Source organism: Tropicibacter sp. Alg240-R139 (assembly GCF_900537075.1).
Taxonomy (GTDB): Bacteria; Pseudomonadota; Alphaproteobacteria; order Rhodobacterales; family Rhodobacteraceae; genus Falsiruegeria.
The window spans coordinates 717,632-737,874 of sequence record NZ_UNRA01000001.1 but is presented as its reverse complement, the minus strand read 5'-3'; the positions used below and the strand labels follow the sequence as shown (position 1 = coordinate 737,874).

At 51.0% G+C, this 20,243-nt stretch carries 18 protein-coding genes; 5 read left to right on the top strand and 13 right to left on the bottom strand.

Going from position 1 to position 20,243, the window contains the following annotated elements:
• The first annotated feature begins 87 nt into the window (after positions 1 to 87).
• Both G6R15_RS03665 and G6R15_RS03660 read left to right on the top strand, forming a co-directional pair.
• Positions 88 to 1,467 carry a toll/interleukin-1 receptor domain-containing protein gene (locus G6R15_RS03665; RefSeq protein ID WP_164658422.1) on the top strand — a complete coding sequence of 460 codons (1,380 nt, stop codon included), beginning with the start codon at positions 88 to 90 and terminating at the stop codon, positions 1,465 to 1,467.
• Positions 1,464 to 3,020, top strand: a complete 1,557-nt coding sequence (locus tag G6R15_RS03660) for a hypothetical protein (protein ID WP_164658421.1) — start codon at positions 1,464 to 1,466, stop codon at positions 3,018 to 3,020. Before G6R15_RS03665 ends, G6R15_RS03660 begins: the two co-directional genes overlap by 4 nt.
• A 63-nt stretch (positions 3,021 to 3,083) precedes the next feature.
• Here the strand turns inward: G6R15_RS03660 and G6R15_RS03655 are convergent, their stop codons facing one another.
• Complete coding sequence (locus tag G6R15_RS03655) at positions 3,084 to 3,284, bottom strand: hypothetical protein (RefSeq protein WP_164658420.1); 201 nt, start codon at positions 3,282 to 3,284, stop codon at positions 3,084 to 3,086.
• A 316-nt stretch (positions 3,285 to 3,600) separates the two neighbouring features.
• Here G6R15_RS03655 and G6R15_RS03650 point away from each other — a divergent pair, with 316 nt between their 5' ends.
• A complete protein-coding gene (locus G6R15_RS03650) occupies positions 3,601 to 3,981 on the top strand; it encodes a hypothetical protein (protein WP_164658419.1) in 381 nt (126 codons plus the stop codon).
• Positions 3,982 to 4,188: 207 nt separating this feature from the next.
• Entirely contained in the window at positions 4,189 to 4,446 is a 258-nt protein-coding gene (locus G6R15_RS03645) for a hypothetical protein (protein ID WP_164658418.1), read from the top strand.
• Positions 4,447 to 4,837: 391 nt separating this feature from the next.
• Here G6R15_RS03645 and G6R15_RS03640 read toward each other — a convergent pair whose 3' ends face one another.
• From G6R15_RS03640 to G6R15_RS03585, 12 genes are all read right to left on the bottom strand, one after another.
• Positions 4,838 to 5,821, bottom strand: a complete 984-nt coding sequence (locus G6R15_RS03640) for an AAA family ATPase (protein ID WP_164658417.1) — start codon at positions 5,819 to 5,821, stop codon at positions 4,838 to 4,840.
• Complete coding sequence (locus G6R15_RS03635) at positions 5,818 to 6,777, bottom strand: DNA-primase RepB domain-containing protein (RefSeq protein ID WP_164658416.1); 960 nt, start codon at positions 6,775 to 6,777, stop codon at positions 5,818 to 5,820. Before G6R15_RS03635 ends, G6R15_RS03640 begins: the two co-directional genes overlap by 4 nt.
• A 322-nt stretch (positions 6,778 to 7,099) precedes the next feature.
• The gene (locus G6R15_RS03630) at positions 7,100 to 7,333 is read right to left on the bottom strand and encodes an AlpA family transcriptional regulator (protein WP_164658415.1); all 234 of its coding nucleotides are present in this window, start codon (positions 7,331 to 7,333) and stop codon (positions 7,100 to 7,102) included.
• Positions 7,334 to 7,443: 110 nt separating this feature from the next.
• Positions 7,444 to 8,031: a hypothetical protein gene (locus tag G6R15_RS03625; RefSeq protein WP_164658414.1), complete on the bottom strand. Its 588-nt coding sequence runs from the start codon at positions 8,029 to 8,031 to the stop codon at positions 7,444 to 7,446.
• A 4-nt stretch (positions 8,032 to 8,035) separates the two neighbouring features.
• Positions 8,036 to 9,187: a site-specific integrase gene (locus tag G6R15_RS03620; protein WP_255456151.1), complete on the bottom strand. Its 1,152-nt coding sequence runs from the start codon at positions 9,185 to 9,187 to the stop codon at positions 8,036 to 8,038.
• A 137-nt stretch (positions 9,188 to 9,324) separates the two neighbouring features.
• Complete coding sequence (locus G6R15_RS03615; protein WP_164658412.1) at positions 9,325 to 9,969, bottom strand: HNH endonuclease; 645 nt, start codon at positions 9,967 to 9,969, stop codon at positions 9,325 to 9,327.
• The gene (locus G6R15_RS03610; protein WP_164658411.1) at positions 9,962 to 11,059 is read right to left on the bottom strand and encodes an ATP-binding protein; all 1,098 of its coding nucleotides are present in this window, start codon (positions 11,057 to 11,059) and stop codon (positions 9,962 to 9,964) included. Before G6R15_RS03610 ends, G6R15_RS03615 begins: the two co-directional genes overlap by 8 nt.
• A 177-nt stretch (positions 11,060 to 11,236) precedes the next feature.
• Positions 11,237 to 14,077, bottom strand: coding sequence for a UvrD-helicase domain-containing protein (locus G6R15_RS03605; protein ID WP_164659249.1), 2,841 nt, complete (start codon positions 14,075 to 14,077; stop codon positions 11,237 to 11,239).
• 543 nt (positions 14,078 to 14,620) lie between these two features.
• On the bottom strand, positions 14,621 to 16,345 hold the full coding sequence (locus G6R15_RS03600) for a DUF3883 domain-containing protein (protein WP_083101111.1): 1,725 nt from the start codon (positions 16,343 to 16,345) through the stop codon (positions 14,621 to 14,623).
• A gap of 70 nt (positions 16,346 to 16,415) precedes the next feature.
• Complete coding sequence (locus G6R15_RS03595; RefSeq protein WP_164658410.1) at positions 16,416 to 17,657, bottom strand: site-specific DNA-methyltransferase; 1,242 nt, start codon at positions 17,655 to 17,657, stop codon at positions 16,416 to 16,418.
• Entirely contained in the window at positions 17,658 to 18,995 is a 1,338-nt protein-coding gene (locus G6R15_RS03590; protein ID WP_083101109.1) for a DNA methyltransferase, read from the bottom strand.
• 195 nt (positions 18,996 to 19,190) lie between these two features.
• On the bottom strand, positions 19,191 to 19,397 hold the full coding sequence (locus tag G6R15_RS03585) for a hypothetical protein (RefSeq protein WP_164658409.1): 207 nt from the start codon (positions 19,395 to 19,397) through the stop codon (positions 19,191 to 19,193).
• 313 nt (positions 19,398 to 19,710) lie between these two features.
• On the opposite strand from G6R15_RS03585, the gene G6R15_RS03580 reads away from it, so the two are divergent.
• Entirely contained in the window at positions 19,711 to 20,091 is a 381-nt protein-coding gene (locus tag G6R15_RS03580) for a hypothetical protein (RefSeq protein ID WP_083101106.1), read from the top strand.
• Positions 20,092 to 20,243: the final 152 nt, after the last annotated feature.

Genomic DNA, 20,243 nt, shown 5'->3' with positions numbered 1-20,243 from the left:
ACGATGACACCAACTAATGACTGTATCCTGTGTTATCACTCACGTTAGCCCCTATAAGTTGTGCAATGCAGGCGCTACAATCTCTTTATGACAATTGAGCCAGATTCGCAGCGCACTAAGCTTTTCATATCCAAAGCGACACCCGGAGATGATCCATTCGCCTTGTGGCTTGCCACACGCTTGGAAGCCCATGGATATGAAGTGTTTGCTGATATTCTTGATCTAGATGCTGGTGATGGCTGGCGTCGAAAAATTACCACTAATCTTCAAGATTCCGCCGTCAAAATGCTGCTCTGCTGTAGCGACGAGACGTTGGCTCGCGACGGTGTAATCGAAGAGATCGAAATCGCCAAGGATCTTGTGCGCTCATTGGACGACCCCAATTTCATCATTCCGCTTAAGCTGAAACGTTACAAGAAAGTTTTTGGTATCGGTAGCTTGCAATACATCGACTTTGAATCCGGATGGGCGCAAGGTTTGTCGAAATTGCTAAAATCACTTGAGCGTCAGGGAGTGCCTAAGCTTCAAACTCCCACCATTCAGCCCGAGTGGGCCGCTTACCAACGCCGCCGCGCAATCAAGTTGATCAAAGAACCGGAGGTTCTGACGTCAAACTGGCTTCGTATTCTCAGTGTCCCGGATACGATACGTTTCGTCGTGCCAAAAGGTGTTGTTTCGGAGAAAGCCACCAACAAAATTATCAAAGAATTTTCACTCCCGACTGCACCTTTTGAAAAGGGGTTCCTGACATTCGCTGCGCCACATGATTTTGATGAGCACTTTGCAGGCAGAGCATCTTTTGTAACTCGTAGCGAAGTTTCCTTTTTGGACTTTGTCGAAGATGGATGGCTCGAAAAAGACTTCGACAGAATCGATGCGCGGCGCGTAGTCGTCAATCTCATTCGGCAAGCTTGGGAAGCTCATGCCAAGGCCATGGGTTTTATGCCTTACGAGTTTTCGAACGGAATGGCCTTTACAGCGACGCGCAATCAAATTGAACTCAATAAGCGGGTTCGATGGGGTCGCCAAGGTGAGCAGCGACTTTCAGTACTTCGCAATCGAGCACGCGGAAAGGTATGGGAATATGGCACTAGCGGTCATCCCAGTTTGTTTCCATTCCCGCATATTCGCTTGAAGGGCCGAGTCTTGTTTTCTGAGAGTAAAGGAAAAGACAAAGGCCCAGTGATCGATGACCACAAAGCGCAACATCGATTGCGCAGATCGGTTTGTGGAGCGTGGCGGAACCGCGCATGGCATGGTCGCCTGATGGCCTACCTTGAGCTGTTGATGGGTGAAAGCCCCTACATCTCTTTACGCGTCGGAGGAGATCAAGACGTTGTTGTCGATGGGTCACCAATTCAAGCTACGTCGCCTGTCACAGCGCATAACACCCTTAAACTTGGAGAGGATGCAGAAGAAGTCGATGCTACGACATTGGGCGGTTATTTCGATGAGGAGGATGCATGACGGATTTTTCTGAACGTTCGCTCGAAATCATTCACCTCGATGAACCTGAGCTGGAATTCGGTTTCAAACAAAAGAGCGACAGCCCCAAGGATGGGCTTTTTCTGTACGGCCCAAATAGAGCCCCACGACGGGCCGAAATCTCCGTGGGCGTCATCGGTACAACTGACGGCATCAAAATGTTTCGCGATTGGCTTGAACTGGCCAATGCTGGTATTCCAGTGCCACCTCGAACCGAACGAGAAAAAGAATTCCGCCCGCACCTGTCTGACTTCCCTGGCCTAGAAGAAGCCTATGGCATCACGCTCGATCCAGACCGGCTTGTGACATACTCGCTCAGTTTGAGCGATATTGAAGACCGCACTCTTCTGGAAAATCACCATGAAGCTGTTCAAAAAACCGTCGAGTTGTTCCTGAACCCTCTACTTCAGCATTGCCGTGAAGAAGAACGCGAAATCGATGTCTGGGTTTTGGTGACGCCTGAGATAGTCTTTGAACGGTGTCGACCCATGCAGGGCAATCGTCGAAAAGTAGAACTCACCCCCGGGGAATTCTCGAAAAGGCAAAAGATACGGAGTGACCTACCGCTCCTTGCTGCAGTATTGGATCAGAGTGCAGAAAGCGCTTTTGATGACATTCCTGATTTCCATAGGCAGGTGAAAGCTAAGTTGCTGAAGGAAGGGCAGACATGTCAATTGACGCGCGAAACAACGCTCGCGCCAGACAAATTTCTCAATAAGGCAGGGTATCCGCTACGCGGCACCCAAGATCGCGCAACGGTAGCATGGAATTTGGCGACGGGCCTCTATTACAAAAGCCAAGACGAACCGCCTTGGAAAGTTGCCACCATGCGTGAGGGTGTTTGTTATATCGGCCTCGTCTTCAAAATGCTGCCGAACAACAAAGAAAATCATGCTTGCTGCGCGGCACAGATGTTTCTCAGCGAAGGTGATGGGGTCGTTTTCCGCGGAGCCAATGGCCCATGGGCAACAGATCGCTATGAGTTCCATCTTTCAAAAAAAGCAGCAAAGCAATTGGTTGAGCAGGTCTTGAGAACTTACAAGTCAAAGTTCGGAGCCTATCCCCAGGAGCTGTTCATTCATGGGAAAACTAAGTTCAGTGATGAAGAATGGGAAGCCTTCTCCGAAGCCGCTCCAGAAGGCACCAACTTAGTTGCCGTTCGAATTCAGCCGACTCGCGGTGAAATCAAGCTTTTCCGTGATGGCGATTACCCCTGCATTCGGGGTACATCGCTTCTGCTAGACGAACGCAACGGATATCTTTGGTCAACGGGATACGTGCCACATATAGACACCTATATGGGACCAGAGACCCCCAACCCACTATTCGTCACGATCTTGCGATCTACCGGTCCTACGCCACCACTGCGATCAGTGCTCAACGATATCCTGTCTTTAACAAAGGTGAACTTCAATTCTGCCAGCTACAGTGACGGTCTGCCCGTCACCATTCGCTTTGCCGATAAGGTAGGCGATATTCTTGTTATGGGCAGCGCGAAAAATGCGGAACGGCAGCCGTTTAAGTACTATATCTGAACAACCAATTCCGTTTCGCGAGACATCCTGTCTATTGCGCTATTGCAACCTTGAGGTTTGTATCTAGCTGGCCAGTGCTTTCCTCGCTTCCGCTAAGCTTTTGGAACCCTTCACCCATTGCCACGGCGCACGTGGTTTCCGCGCCTTTGCCAGTTCGGGGTTCGCCTTGGCGTCACTGACAGCGGCGCGCAGGCGTTCGCGGGCCTCGCGCGGGTCGATCTTGAGTTCTTCGCAAAGGGCTTTAAGCGTGATGATGTCGGGCATGTCGATCTCCTAAGTTTCTGATGCAGATCGATAAGACGCCCGCCAGTGGGCTGTCAGGGATAACCCCAGAACGTCTTTAGCTTTTCTCGCATTGCTGCTACCACTGGTTTCGACGTGGCAGACGCGGTCACGTTGGGTCTTAGAAACCCCTCGCGAAGAAACGTTGCTGGGCGACCAGCAACACCCATGACCTATGGTCGGGGTGCCTGTGTTATACAACAGGTTCCGGCTAAAGGCGCAGGGACCGTCTTCGCGCGGTTTTCTAACACCCCGATCACCAGTCAGCATTGCGAGGGCGCTCGCAGATCGGGGCGCAATGGATTTACTCATCACCGAACCCATCCCTTGGGAAGATCGTACATCACTGCCAGAGCGTGCAGGCATCTACCTGATCTCAAGGGGTGAAATCGCCAACCTCATTTACATCGGTAGGACGTGGGGTCGAAAAGGCATCAAAAATCGCATTCGCACATTTCATCGGTCGGCCACCACTGGCAAGAAAGGCCATGCAGGCGGTTTGACATTCCATAGCAAGTTGTGCGGCGATACTGAGGGTTTGATCATTCGAACGCATTTGGCCGACGACATCGATCCAAATCCAGAAATCTTACATCCCTACATCTCATACGCCGAACGCAAGCTGATATGGGATTTCGTGAGGGACCATGGGCGATTGCCCCTATGCAACTCGGAATGATCTGCAACAAATCCCCGGCAGGTAGAGCGAAACGCGTGCGCGGCGGCGTTACAATGAGCCAGCAGCGCCGGAAGCGCCATTTTCTGCATAGACCCTGCGCATATCACACCGAGGGCAGCCAGCGGCGCTGGGGTTACGCCTGACGCAGGCCCCCAATTTTCTTATCGCATTAAGCATGGACCACAATTTACCACAGGAGAATTTGACATGACAATCGAGGCAACATGGACCTTCAATGGGCAACGCAAGGTGATATTAGGCAACTGGCACAGACTGTGGTGCCTGCTGTTCGGCCCCCTGTATTATCTGTTCAAAGGTATGTTCCTGTGGTCGATCCTGTCGCTCATCACAGCCAACGGTCTGTGGATCGGCTTTCCCCTGTACAACCGTGCGATTGTTCTTCGTCATTTCCATAAAAAGGGGTGGGTTCAAAATGATGTGCCAGACGCTCTAGCCGATGAGTAAACCCACCCATGCAGCACCCAAATGTGCAATTGTAGGTCGTCCTGCTTACGGGCCGCTTGAAAAGACTCAGCTATTCGGGTCCGTCTTCCATCCAACAGCCTGATCAATAGTCCGCGTGTCGCTCTCGGGCGTATTTGGGTGGACCTGCTGAAGTGCTGGCGCAAGTCGACCACAAGGGGATGGGGGGAGGTGTTTTTTTATCGGCGCGCGCCTTATGGGCAGACATGCAGTCATGCATACTGCCGAGTTTTTCGACCCCCAGCCGATTTTCAAGAACGTCAAGATCGCCAAGGGCGTCATGCATGATCGTGACGAACTTGAGGGGTGAAGTGCGCCAATGATCACAATGGCGATGTTGGCGTTCTTGGCGCACTTCATATCCTACCTGTGGTCATTCTTCGTCTGGCAGCGACAGGAACCAACCTTTCCCCTTCTTCTTCGACCTGACACCCAGCGCACGCCTTGCGCGTTCCAAGGTCTTGGCGGCGATATCGCGTGCAGCAGCCTCTTTCTCAACCTTGGTGGACGCCTCAGGGCCGTGCTTGAGAAATACACGCAGGAACTGGGTCGCCTCATCCAGCGCCGACATACGGGGTGCCCCTTCGGACGAAATCAGGTCATCGATTGTGATATCCGAAGGCCCAAGCCAATTCAGGGTTGCCATACCTCCTTCTTCGCCAGCAATCTCATAGCTCTGCGTTTGTCCCCTCGTTGCGATGTTGTGTTTGATGTGGACGACGAGCTTGGTTGAACTGTCATTGGGGTGCTCACAGACCAAAAACGCCGATCTAGCCGCGCCGATCACATCCATAGACCCACCACCCCTGTAGATGGCTTTGTCGTGCTTGGCCTTGGTCAGGTGCCGGATGATCACCACAGCCGTTTCGCCAGCCTCTGCGATGTCTTTCAGGAAAGACAAAAGCTGTCGGATCACGTTGGGCTTGTAGATATCCTGACCAGCTGGGATATAGGCAAACAATGGGTCGAGGATCAGCAGGTCTGGTGGTTTACGCTTCACCTCTCGCATGAGCGCTTGCAGCCCTTTTTCGTCCAAGGACAGGAAGTCACCCTGAACCCGAATGCGTGACGGATCGCCCCCCATCGCATCGATGCGCGGCCTGATCGTATATGCTGCGTCATCCTCGGCGCTGAGGTAAAGGACGCGACCGCGCCCCAACTTTTGCCCATCGGGCAATTCCCCACCGATACTGATCTGAACGGCTAGTTGCATCGCAAGGAATGACTTACCGACACCGGGGTCACCCTCCATGATCGTGATCATGCTGAACGGGATGAATGGTTCCCAGAGCCACTCGACTTCCTTGGGGTCGATGGTGTCCAGATCGACAAACTGCTCCTTCTTCTCGGAGGTCATCTAGCATCCTCCAATTTCGCGATTATCAAGAGGATTTCGCGCTGAAGACGGCTCAGGTTGTCGCCGTGCTTGTCTCGAAAATATGGGCTGGCCCAAATCACACTCGCGATTTCGTTCAGAGATGCACCGGCTTCGTGAAGCCCGGCCACCATCGCAAAAATCCGATTTGACCGGTCGTGGGCGCGAACCGTGTTGTGCCTGATAAGCGAGCTAGTCGAAGCGTCCAGATTGCGCCGATACTTTTTCCACACCTCCCATTTAGAGTGTGCATGTGGGTCCAAATCCTGACCTCGAATACTGACCGTGTATGAGCCTCTCTGACTGGCCAACAGCTTGGGCCGTTCATCCATACAGGTGGGATCAAACTTCAAGAGTGGGATGAACGGTTTCCCATATTCCGACTTGTGATTGTATGACCCCGGAATCCTCAGGAGTTTGTTCGCTGCGCTACCCCCTTTGTCGCCCCCGAACCGATACGCAAGCGCCTTTGAGTAAGCAGACGCTGTCTCAGGCGTGTGAGGGCAGCCCCAGCACCAGAGAGCCTGAGTACGACCCGGCGACGTCTGCCAAACAATTGATGGTTCGGGATTGAATGCAAATGGATCGGCTTCGTCCACGTCGCACCAGCCAAACCAGCAATCATAGAAGACGCTGCAGAGTTTTCGATTTTTCTTGGTGTAGGTATTGGGGCTGAAATACTGGTCCCACTCGTGTCGGCTGTAGGAGCGCAGGATGTCGGCCAGGCACATGTCATCATCGACCTGCACGAACTCCTGTACCATTCGCGACGAGCCCTTTTTGCGAAAACAAAGAGAAGCGTAGGTCGTCACACTGTCCCATACCTGTGGTCCCCAGATCGCGAACAAAAACTCGTCCTGTTCTTTGACAGTGGTCCGATCTGGCCAGCCATCTTGAAAAAGTGAGGGGGTCAAGAAGTCATCAATTTCCGGTGTCATGTCATTTCCTTTGATTGGACACAGCTTCGCTGTTCGCGCTTTTTGCGCGTCAGTTTTTTGCTGCTGAGTTTGGACGTGTGGGATGGGGCGCAAATTCGCCCTGTCCCGATTTTTGGTGTTAGTCTGGCTTTGGGGGTAGTCGGTCAGTGTTGACCTGAATCCAAGCTACAAGTTGTTCAGCGTCCCAAAACCCGGGGAAAACTTGCTTCGGGAATTCTCCCCGATTTTCAAGCTCTTGCACTTCACCAAGGGCGTAGTAGAGGCCGAGGTGTTTGAAGAGTTCGAACGTGACCAAAGTTTGAGTTTCATTTTCCATCATGGCTTACCTCGCATCTGCATAGCGCCACGAGGCGCGTTCAGCCTTGCGAGCTTCAATCCAAGACAAAACCTCCTCGCGGTCCCAGCACACACAGGCACCCGAAAGGCGAATGCGGACAGGAAAACGGCCAGCTTGTTCGAGCCGGATCAGGGTCGAATTTGACTGCCAGATGCCAAGCTTTTTCAGATCATCTCGGGAAAAGAGGATCTTGTTGGTGTTTTTGGCTAACTCTGCCATTGGTAACTCCTTATCAGTTTGAGTAAGGAGAATGCGCATTCTCTATTGGACGTCTGAAAATGACATAACACTGGCAAACTGAGCTAAATAGACGGCGAAAACCAATTAGCTCATTGGTTTATTTTGGGGCGGCCTGAACGAAAAATATCATGCTTCCCTGTCTTTTCGACGGCAGAAAGGCGCGCGCGTTTGATGCCAGCGCCTGAAACCTTATCAAATTTGTCTTTGGCCAGTTTTTCAGTTTCAGCGACCTTGAGTCGTTCTTGTAGAGTGTTGGAAATCAAATCGACGAACCACTCTGTGCATTTTCTCTCTTCGGCTGAAGTGAAGCTCGGCTGGGTCTCGTCTAAATCAAGTAAGCAGCGTTCAAGCTGTTTGGCGTGGATTCTGCACTGCACAGGCTCGTTGACACCAGCATGGAACACTGTGTCGTCGTGCAGACGGATCGAAAAAAACTCGTGATCCACCTCGACAGGCTCAAGCTCGCCAGATGCTTCATGGTCCTCCGTGCGCCAATGCGCGGCGACATCACCTGACCTGAGAATGTTGCGCAAGCGTGTGAGCACCAGCTTGTGCCTTGATGCATCTTTCTCAAACGCGCTTTCGTGCCAATCGTCACCTAGCGTAGCCTTGCCCACAATCTCAAAAGCTTCGCGAACGGTGACGAAAGGACTCTTGTCTAAATCGTTTACTGCCAAAACGTCACCCTCTCAAAACTTCGTCTATATGCGCTGCCCAAAGAGCCAACGTCTCACGTTTCTCGTTGAAATACGTATAGCGATTGTAGGTTGCGCCAACGCCTGAGACGACCCCTGATTTGTGATTGGTCACGGCATCGATCACATGAGGTGCCACTCCGATCTTCGCCATACCTGTGGAGGCCGTGCGCCTGAAATCATGGAAACGCCAATCAGGTGTGTTTTCGGGCAGCGTCGCCTCGATACGCTCCTTGAGGCGCCCGAACCCAGATATCGCTGAACGCCCAGTCGTCGTGAAAACGAAGTCACTATCGAGAAACCTGTGAAGGGATCGCAGTATGTCAACGGCCTGTGGAGGCAGGGGGACGATGTGCAAGCGGGCGTTTTTCACACGGCTCGCTGGAAGTTCCCAAATACCCTCATCAAGATTGAGTTCAGACCAGCGCATGTCAGACACTTCTGCCCGTCGCTGCCCTGTCAACATCAGCAATTTGAGGAAAGGACCGAACGGGTAGCCCTCGACGTCGCTCTGTTGCCAGATCGTTCGAATTTCATCATCATTGAGTACGCGATCACGAGGAATTTCGCGCGTGGGCGGCCTGAGGAGAGCCACAGGCGACGTTTCAATGTCACCACGCATGACGCACCAGTTCATGAGCTTCTTGATTGCTGAGAGCGCCCGATTTGCGCGTGTCGGCGTGCCGTTGGCGATGATGCCGTCCAGCACCTTGCTGACATCCTGCCGCTTGATCTGATCGATGGACCGATCCTTCAACCCGTCGAACTTGTGCAGAACGCTTTCGGTGCGCTTCCAATCCTTGGTGTTGGGCTTCGCGTGAAGCTCGATGAACTTGGGGATCATCTCGCCCAGCGTCAGGGCCGATGCCTCTGAAACCTCAGGGGCCTTTTCGAACTCGCCCAACTCGACATCACGGGCGACTTCCATCGCTTTGCGTCTGGCGTCGGCTAGGGAGACCACAGGGTAAGGGCCGATTTTGATGCGCTTACGCGAGCCGTTCGGACGCGCCATCGTATAGAAAACCTTAGCACCTGTGGTCGACACACGCACATGTAGGCCGTTTACTTTCTGGTCGCGCACCTCGTACCGTTTGGTGGTCGCCGGAGGCATCGCATCGAGTGATTTGGTTGTCAGCATCTGTTTCATACAGACATCGTAAGACACCCAGGATCCGCGTGTCAGGGTATGGTTTGAAAGGGAATGAAGAAAGCAGATTTAGCTTGACCTGAGAAGCGAGGCTGTGGCTTGGCGCCAACGCGAAGAAGTGCCCAGTGTCAGGCGCCATCTAATGGTATTTCGAGAATTTGGGCAACGACCTCGTCAACCTTCTTGCCGCCTTGGGCGATGTCGAGTTCATCGACGCAAAGCTGATCTAGCCTTACGAAATCATACAAAAACTGACCTTGTGGAGTTATGCGCCTGTATGAAGTGAATTGTTGAGCGCCATATTGAACCGAAACCCTGATTAAATGATCTTCATATGAATGAATGTTCGGATGAGGAATGAGGTATCGGTCTGGGTTCCGACAGTCAGCTTCGATAGTATCAACTTCTACAATATGATCGACCTTCTCGCCTTTGTACGTCATATTGCAACGTTTGCAGGCGAGCGACAAATTAAAGATGTCATACGATAAGGACTTCTTCTTACCCTTGGGAATGATGTGCTCTCTATCGGTTTCAATCGACGCGTCTTCGAGAGAGCGGCGACAGTAGCAGCATTTCCTTGAGACACGTCCAAAGTGAAAGTCTTTGATTTTGACCTTGGCTGTTACCAAGTTGGTCTTAATAGGATCGTCAAAGTTGTCATGTTTCCATGGATTTTCTGACGCCAGCGCAACTTCTATGGCGCTGCGTTCATCTTGATCCAAAACCTGCTCAACAAAGTCTTGTGCTTCTTGCTCAGTCATCTCAGGCATTGGGTAGGAACTTTTCTAGGTTTTGCGTGACGCGGTCGAGCAATTCTCGTTGCGTTCGGTCATAAGAGCGGCTTTTGAAGTGTGCGATTTCTTCTTCCGCTTCCTGCTGATTGATTCGACCATCCGTCAAGTTTTGCAGAATTCGTGACAATTCAATACTAAGAAAATGGCTCACGGGAGTGATCGTTTCGAATGCTTCCCAAAGAATTTCTTCGACACTTTCAGGCCCAAACTTTTGTCTGATATCAACTAGATGCTCTTTGTCCCCATCCACCCTGATCACCTCAACATCATTGCCGTAGCTGGACAATGCTCCAGAAACCAAAACAGGTGAGTGTGTAGCCAAATAAATCTTCGCTTCATGGTATCCTAATGCCATGTGCAACATTTCCAAGTATTGACGTTGCCATTCGGGATGCAGGCTGTTCTCGGGCTCATCGACAAAGAGCGCTCCTAAGTCTGGAAGCGCTGAGCGTATGAAAAGAAAAGTCGATATGAGCGTTTGCTCGCCAGAGCTTAACTCAGCAAAAATCTGGGGAACTCGCTCACGATGGTGGAAGATAAGAGAATAGGAAGAAACAAGTTTTGCACGTTTCAATTCTTGGATGTATTTGAACAGAATTCTGTTCCTCCCACGCAGGCTGCGCGTGAAGGAATCTGAGTACCTGGATAATTCGAACCGACCACCTCCTTCAGAGCGTAGGACGTCTAACGCCGAGTTGATGGCCTCGACCTCAAATGGATCGGAAGTAATTTGTCTAAGATCGAAATCCCTAGCCCTGCTCAGCTTAACCTCGAGTTCAACTACAGGGTGAAAGCCTATAGCTTCGAGCAGGTCTGAAACGTCAAAGGTATCTCGGCCGTCAGAATCAAAGAAGTTTCTGAGGTTTTCAGAGACCACCTTGGTGATTCCAGCGGGGGAAACTCGAAAAACCTTTCGATTTTTGCTGCTTCGCTCAAACCGTACAAACGGCGTATTTGCTACCGCTGCAGTGCGTTTGGGCCATTTCCCACTCGAACGCGCCGCTTTCACCAGCCTTCTGGTTTTTCCACACCCGTTGGGGCCGACAAAGAAGGATATGCGTTTCATGTTTTTGTCAAAGAGCTACTTTTACGAGAGACTTGAATACAGACGTCGGTCAAATGCAGCGGAACACATTTTTGAGTTGAGTACCAGCTTCTAGACCAGCTGTTCCTTCGAAGTGCAATTTGGTTTGTAAACTGTGCTTCCATAAAGGCCTTTCTGGCTTTGGGCATGCTGATGAATTCAAATCTGCGACTTGGAGACCTTCGCCTTGCCCTTGCAGCGTGGGTAGCTGACACATCCAAGAAACGCGCCATGTCGGCCTTTCCTTTCGACCAGCCAGCCATCTTCACAACTGGGGCAACTCTGGTATTCGGCACCGCAGGAACACTTGCTCGAGCCTGTGCTTTTGTTCCGTACTGGCAGACCAACGCCACAGGAAGCACAAGCGTTCAGAGAATGCCCGCAGAGAGTGGCATGTTCACACCTGTACCAAGTTCGTCCATCTTTCGTTGGGACCGGAACCAGATGCCCACCACATTCGCCGCAGGTATGGTTGAATTCTACTTGGTCGTCAGCGCCGGTTGTCCCGTACTCAGGGTCATCCAACAACTCGGAAACGAAAGCCGATTGTTTTGAAGCTGACCCCATGAGAGTCACGGATTTTCGGGCGCGTGTCAGCGCCACATACATAACTCGGCGTTCTTCGGCATTCTCAAATGGCTCTGCCGCCGGCGAAACAAGGCTTAGGAGTGGGTCGTCAACAATTTCTGACGGAAAGCCTGTACGGCCGCGAAACATGTTCAGGATCACCACGTGATCTGCCTCTAGCCCCTTTGATGCGTGGATCGTGCGAAACGAAATATCCAGATCAGGGAACTTGCGACGCAGTTGCGCGAGATTGGATGGGGCTAAGTGTCGATAACGGCCAAGCAACAAAACCGATACTGGCTGCTTTCGTTGAGCTGTCCCTTGCAACGAGTGAAGCACTTGCTCCAGCTTGCTTTTCTCATCGGCTTTGATTGTAGAGACAACTTTCAACGCAGGCACATCGGACGTGCCAGCGGGTATCACTGTTTTGTTCAATTGAGCTGGGTTTTGAAGCACAAACCTCTTTGCAGCATGTGCAATCTGATCGACTGAACGGAAAGTCCTTCCAAGATCAACGGTGCGATGAACACCAGATTGCCCATCAAATACGCCCCCAAACTCGTCGCCGAAATTTCGCATGAGGTTGATGTCGGACCCGGCAAATCGGTAGATCGACTGCCAGTCATCGCCAACTGCGAAAATGCGTGCATCACTGTGTTGGGCTTTTAGTGCTTTGACCAAGCGCCCTCGGCTACGGGATATATCCTGAAACTCATCTACCAAGATGTGTTTGAACGGGCTGACATACTCTCCTGTCTCGGCATACTTGGTGGCACGAAGGATCATATCTTCAAAGTCGATCCGTCCGTTTAACTGTTTTTGGTACTCCAAATAGACAGGCTCAAAGATTGACAGGAACGCCTTGGCACGTTTGCCAAGTTTCAAGACCCGCCCTTTCTCGGCGCATTCGTTGATGTGGTATCCACCACCTTTGTAGTGCTTCAAGAAGGTTCCAAGCAGCTGCACAAAACTGTCGGCTTGGTTTAGCTCCACCACCTTGTCGAAGAGCGTTTCTGGTGATCTTGGGTTGACCGTTTCGTAGGGAGAAATTTTCTCAGCGAGCGCTTCCAGCAGCGAACCGGTTTCTCGCTCATAGCTGAACGTTTCGATCAAAGTCGTTTCGTGCTCGGCGTGGACACCGCGCTTCCAGTCCATGCCAGCGAGGTATTCTTCGCGGTCTACGAATGGCGCTGTTTTAAGGCGATAGGTGCCGTCCGCCAGTTTTGTACGGCGAACCCCAAAGTGCTCAATGTAGATGCCGCTTTTTGTTAATCGGAAATCTGGACAGTAGTCACGGAAGCCACCTTCGGAAACCTTATGCTCGTAGTCGGGTTCGTACTCGTATTCGATGCCGTTCTCATACAGCCAGTTGGCAATCATCAACTCTTCAAAGCTTTTAACCTGCTCCCCTTGAAGGGTGCGAAGATCGAGCTTTTCAATGTAAGTGTAGTAACTGTGCTTTTTCTTGAAATCCCACTCACTTTTTTCTTCCAAACGGGTGTGGGAGAACCAGCCCACAATGGACTTTGACACTTCTGATGCCGTTCGGACCAAAGCCCTCAGGATGTCTCGGATCAAGGCAAGGTAGGCCTTGTCGTCAGTGGCATGGGCAGCCAATGCTGGCTTGCTTCCTTCGACGGCCCCTATGATGTCATAGGCCAGCGAATGGAAAGTACGGGCTTCCAAAGGCTCCCCACACCTGGCCTCGATCCGTTCACTCATCTCTCTGGCAGCGTCTCTGGCAAACGCCAGAAGCAGCACTTCTTCTGGTTTCCGAGAACCAGACTTCAGTAAGTAGCCTGCTTTGGCAGTAATGACGCTGGTTTTCCCTGAACCGGCGCCTGCCAAGACCAGAGTCGCATCTTCATCAGAAACGATTGATTGCCGTTGTTCAGGTGTCAGTGGGTTGCTTTCAAACGTTTCGAAGAAATCTGTCCACTCGACCAGCTGACGTTCCTCAAAAGCTGAAATCGCTTGCTGTCGTATGTGCCGCGCGTTTCGTACAAATCCCTGTATTTTATCGATTTGATCCCGATGTGTATCCTCTAGAGCCTCTTGTGGTAGCTTGGAAAGAAGACGCTGATCGAGACCATTAGCGCGCTCCAGTATTGGAGACACCACGCACGCTGCCGGGTAGGTCGCTGGGTTAGAAAGCTCTCCAATTTCCAGCACCAATGCATCAATGAGTGCACGACTTTGTTCAAGATCGGCCTGAATGGTCGCTTCCCAGTCCGCACGAATGGCGTTCGAGAAATTGACCGCGTCTTTGGGTCGAGCGCCCTTGAGCACGTGTACTGGTTGGTCATCCAATCGGAGCGTTAGAGACGCACCCCAAAACCCATTCTCAACTGTTGGAGCGGACGCTAGTTCTCTCAGCGTGCCGGAGACCAAAGGCTTGGCCTGCACGACAATCTCGCTCCCATCGTACTCCATGTACTTGGCATGTTTTCCAAAGGGGTTGAGGAAAAACCCTACCAGCGGTTTTTGTTGTAAACGGCTCAATATGCGGGAACTTTCAAAACGATAGGACAGGTGAACTAGGGTCTAGGATATCGACCATTCCACTCGCCTGAAACCCGAAATGGGGAAGCCAAAAAAACAAGCTTTTTTGGAGCGTTATGGCCAGTAAGTGTGGCCGCTGGGTGCCTGATGGGTGCCGAGAGTGGTGAGCTTGAATGAAACGGACTGGTTTTCCCTGCGATTGATTGGAGACCACACAGTATTGAAGCTAAAGACTTTTTGCGTCGGCTCGCAGCAAGTTGCGAGAGTCTGAATGGAAACCTAGGAAAATTGAAAATCCTCGTGTCGGTGGTTCGATTCCGCCCCCGGGAACCATTTTTACCAAGTAAAAGCAATGTATTAGGCTTGGCCTCGAATTTTGAAGATGAGCCCAGCTTCGTCTTGGGTATCATTGGGGTAGCAAATAGCTATCATCAGATCGCCGTAGAAGAGTGGCTAACTAGAAAAACAACTCAATCAAACTCGAGCGCGATAAGACGTGGCTTCAAGCTGAAGCGAGACTGACAGGCTGCCGTTTAGCGTGAAAAATCGGGGCTGATTGGGAAAGCCGTATACTCTTACCAAACGATAAGAAGCACCTTTCACTTCAGACACAGAGACTTCGTTGGCCGACACAAAAAATGGGGCGGCTCTACCGCTTGTGGTTGTCTTCACCTCTAAGAAAATTTCACTTCCATCAATTTCAAACGACCTGATGTCATAGCCAAGACCATCCCCAAGTTCTTTGGATACCCAACTTACACGCTTAGCCAATTCACTCTGACCAGCGCGAATGAGCTTTTGAATCTCATATCTGAGTATGAACAGCTCTCCCGATTCCCCCAACTTCCGATTTCGGGCGTCCTTCTCTGCATAGTCCGTCTTTTTTGCACGTGCCTTACCCGGTTCGCTTGCCTTTTTGGGTTTGGTGTCGGCGACTGGCGGTTGTTCCATAATTTGATCGAATTCCCGATCAAGAATATCTTGAATAGCTTCGTCGTCTGGCAGCACAAGTTTCGGAGAGGTAGTCTTATTTGGGGACTTACTATTTTCTGATGTCTGGCCGGCCTGTTCGAGTTCAGTATCGCTTGCATTCATCGCTGCGGCTGGCTTGTTTTGACCAGCGGCCGGAAGCCGGGCCACTTTCGCCTGTACCGTTCCACGAATTTCTTTCTGTGACAACGACCACAGCGGCGGTGCTGTATCTAGTTCGACAGACTCCGCCGCCTTATTGGTTGCATCGAACAGTTCAGCCTCTAAGTCTTGCCATTCGTTCAAAAGCTGTGGGAAATCTGTAAACTTCTCATCGGCAACAGAGAAAATCCCAATATTGTCGACATTAGCTTGAATTGCATCAAGGGTTTCATTCAAAAGGTTTTCCTTGCCCAAACCTGCAAGCCCTTGATCGACCTTCATCAACTCTTGGATCACTTGGGTGCCTTGCGAGCGTGCCGCGCGAGAGAAAATACCCCGAGTTGGGTCGGCCCAAAACAAAGATGCTTTGTCTTTTTTGAATGCGCCAGTTTTTATCTTATTTTCCTCAACGATTGTAACTAAATCAGCTAGCTTAAAATATTGAATGGGTGAGTCCTTAAGATCGAGTCGAAGACCTGTGATCTGTTGGTCAGAGATGTAAGGCTCAAGCAACAGCTTACGTTCATCGCTGTTAAGGGTGTGGATTACTGCTGCGGAGAGATACCTAATCTCCCTGTTGCTCAACTCACGCTTTAAGGAACTCTCCAATTGATTGAGTGCAAACTGGAAGATAAGCACAGTGTTGAACCATCGTTCATCTACCTTAAAGCCGATGTGCAGAATGAAAATACTAGCTAAGCAGTCGAGCGCACGCTCAAGGTTCGGGTCGCTAGGGTTTTCGCGCAGCGCCTTGCCAATAACATATGAATAGAATCCGAGTCTTGTTGCCGGAACGCGCCCCTCAATTACACTTTGCCATCCGGATGGAAACGCAGCGCCTGCGACTTGAGGTTTAACGATACGACCGGAGAGAATGCCTAGCTGGTAAGCTTCCCCGGCTCGCGTTCTCGGCCCAGCCCCTGTATCGCCTACCGCTCCTTGGAACCCACGCAAGCCCTTATGCTCATCTGCTGGTATCGAGGCGAGTGGCCCCTCAAGCCAGTCTACCCAATGATGTTTGATCAGCTCATCAATATAGAAGAACAGGAACTGTGAATTTACCGCCATCGCACCTTGCCAGCATAGAATCTATCTCTTCAAGAAAGATGCCATGCCGTAGGCAGTAAGGGAATGAGTTTTAGGGTTTTACCAAACCAAGTACATGCTCAAATTCAATCTTTCCGCCTCGATCTCCGCGAGGGATGGATGTGCGATGATCTTTGATCCGATACTGGAAGTATTTTTCCCACTTGTAGCCAAGTTCAGTTGCGATGTCTGCGATTGCCAGATGAGTGGGAACATCGATGCCGCGAATTTTGCTGTTCCCTATGATGATGTAGTAGATGCCTCCGGCTTTCAAAGAATTGAATACCGATCTCAGATTCCCTTTCATATCATCAAAAAAAGCTAAAGCTGTCTTGAATTTCACCTCATCGATTGCCTCAAGATCGCCAAAGTGTTTGATCGCAATTGAAGAAATGAATTCATCATCGGTTACTTGGTGGCGTCGAACGCTTTCACCGAGTTGTGCGTTGCGAACTGCGCGAATTGCGGCGTCGTCGGCTGTGCCAATCCATGCGCTTTCCAGCTTGATGCAGCGTGTGTAGTCCATCGCGTTGATGTAGGGGGGCGATGTTATTGCGAGGTCAATTGACTTAGAAGTGCCGAATTCCGTTGCATCCTGCCCTTCCCAGATAATTCCATCACATTTGTGGTCGCTGCTCTGCGCGACTGCTTGTACATACTTTGGCGCAATTCTCAAGAATTCTGCCAGTACGGGCTTGGGTTGTTTCACGTACTTTTTTGAAATGTAAGGCTTGAGGGATTGCCTTTCGGCTTTCGAGCAGGCGCGAATAATGTCGCCGAAAGCGGCCAGCAGAAAATCACGCGCCATTCCCTCGTTGGTAGCATCAAATATTGCAGACTTTAATTTCAAAAGTTCAGAGAAGTTTGTTTCTCCAAACCAGTAATTGATGTTCTTCAGCTCTGGAAGCAGAGCCTTATCGGGCTTCTGGCTATCAACTTTTGAACCTATTTCTAACACCAGTGATTCTAGTTCTTGAATTTCGTCTTGGGAATACTTCCGGGCGGCCACCGTTGCTATCAATCGCGCGTACGGGTCAACTTCCACTCCATGCACTGAATTTGCGCGGCGAACAGCTTCGATCGCAGTAGTTCCCGACCCCATGAACGGGTCAAGAATACTGAAATTTTCTGCGGTCCCAGAAAAGTCATCTATGATTATCCTGGGTACGAACGCTACGCTTCGACAAGGATACCTGCCTCCGACGAAATGAGGTGATTTTGATAGGCCGCGACTGTTGGGAAACTGGATTTCAGCTCCCCACTGCAGTTCTCTAAACGTAGTTGTGATTTCCATCTACAGTCTCCGGAGAACGACCATGCTTTCGCGCATGTACTTACGGTTGTTCCCCAATTTTTGGTACTGTTGGGAAGAGGGGATGATCCCCCGGTACACTCGGACTTCCTCCACGACATAGCCTTTGCTTCTACCTAGTTCTGCCAATAGAAGATCGGTTGCAATCGCAACGCCGCCATAGAACGAATTTCCCACAACAAAACCCAACTTGGCGTTGCTCCGAAGCCTAGGCTTCAGGTTTGTGAGAAGGTTTCCCAGATCGGCAAAATACCCAGACAGCATACTTCCTATCCTCGGAGACCATAATTTTTGTGTTTCGATGTAGGGCCTGATAATGTCATCGACAACAGGAACCCCAAATTCGGTATATCTATCGGACCAAGTCGCGTGGACGTGAGAGCGAACAGAGGCCTCTCGGAAATTCTTTTGATCCATTTTAGATGAGAAAAAGTCCCCCATCCAAAGTTCCGACATGTAAATTTTGCTATAGTCGAAACAATTTGCATAAGGCGGAGAAGTCAGTACGGCGCTTACGTCCTCAACTTCACTCGGCAGAGCGGAACCTAAGCACGACTGTTGAAGAAATTTAGGTGGAGAAAACCTTGACGTTTGCTCGATATCAAGAGCAAACATCTCCAACTTTTCAAGTATGAAATTTTTTAAGACACGGATGCTATCTTGGCTCGACTCGAGAAAAGAATAATTGGTCTTCTTCTTCACGCCATTACCGGCTTTTCTATGCGTCGAAAACGGCTCGATTGCGGTTAGAAAAGCCAGCTTGAATAGTGACTTTGCCTTAGGGCAGTCAATTTGCAAATAATAGCCTTTCACCCTCATTAGCGCATCCAAAACGACAGGTTCAAAATAGCGGTTGACCGTTTCGTTATCCGGTGTGGGCGCACGCTTATCGAGTGCTGATTTGGCAAACCCCTCAAGGTGGCTCTTGAAGTCATTCAGCTCTGCCGCACTCATTGTTACGGCCTTTGTCCTCGCGACGAAATCAGTTAATGGACTTACATCGTAACCCAATCCACGAAGCCCCTTTTCTCCGGCTACCAGTGCCGTAGTGCCTGAACCTGAAAATGGGTCCAATATCAATCCATCTTTGATCGATACGCCTGCAGTTAGAAAATCCTCTACAAAAGAGGGTGAAAAGCCTTCTTTGTATGGAAACCACCGATGCCTCGGTTTTTGCATCGACTCAATGAAGTTTACGGGCGACCGATAGGTGGTTTTAGTGGATTGCTCATTTACCTGAATGCTCTGCTCAAGTGCGGCGTAGTGACGATACAGGGCACTGATATCAAATAGTGGTTCTACATCATTTTCTGACAGCATGTGAGTTCCCCGTCGCGGCCTTTTTGATTTTGATTGCGCAACGAAAAATTGACAAGCGCGTCGTTGCTTGCAGCACTATCATTATGTCGTATTCTCGTCTCTTGCACAACATGCCGCGCTTACTTATGTCGTGCGCATTGATGGGCTGCGAAGGCATCAACTGCAAGTTCACATGCCTTTTCAACAGATTTGTGGCTATGGGTTAGACCTGAGCACCTTCTGAGCGTCTTGCAGAGCTTTAGACCCCTTCACCCATTGCCAAGGCGAACGCGGCTTGCGGGCTTTCGCCAGTTCGGGGTTCGCCTTGGCGTCACTGGCGGCGGCGCGCAGACGTTCGCGAGCTTCGCGTGGGTCGATCTTGAGTTCTTCGCAAAGGGCTTTAAGCGTGATGATGTCGGACATTTCGATCTCCTAGATTTCTGATGCAGATCGATAAGACGAGATCAGCAAGCGTGTCAGGGACAACCCCACAACATCTTTAGCTTCTCTTAGATTGCTGCTACCACTGATCTCGACATGGCAGACGCGGCCATGTTGGGGCTTAGAAACCCCGCACGTACTAGGTCGAGAAATCGACTGAACACCTTTGACCCTATGGTCGGGGTGCCTGTGTTATACAACAGGCCCCGGCTAAAGGCGCAGGGACCGTGTACGTGCGGTTTTCTAACACCCCGATCACCAGTCAATTGCGAGGGCGCTCGCGGATCGGGGTCTGTTGGAACTTTCACTGTCCAATCCTATCGCATGGGATGAGCGCAAAACCCTGCCAGATCGCGCAGGTGTTTACGTCATTGCCCGCGGCAAGCCTGACAACACTGTCTACATTGGGCGAACTTGGGGTGCGAAAGGTATCCGCAACCGTATCCGCACGTTCAATAGGTCAGCTATGACCGGACTGAAAGGACATGCTGGTGGTGTTACCTTCCACGGTGTGTTCAACGGCGACGCATCCGATCTGTTCGTGTCGGTTCACCTGCCGGAAGGTATCGACACAAAGCCGGAAATCTTGCGCCCCTACATCGCCTATGCCGAGCGGCGGCTGATCTGGGAATACGTTCGCGTGCATGGACGGCTGCCAGTATGCAACTCAGAGTGACCTGCAAATAACCCCGAAGGCAGAGAGCCTAAGGCGCGCGCGGCGGCGTTACATTGAGCCAGAGGGCCTCATGACCGAGTTGATCGTTATGTTGCGACACGAGCGCCGCTAAGGCCAGTGCTGGCCCCTGTGCGCCGCGCAGAGCGTCGGCT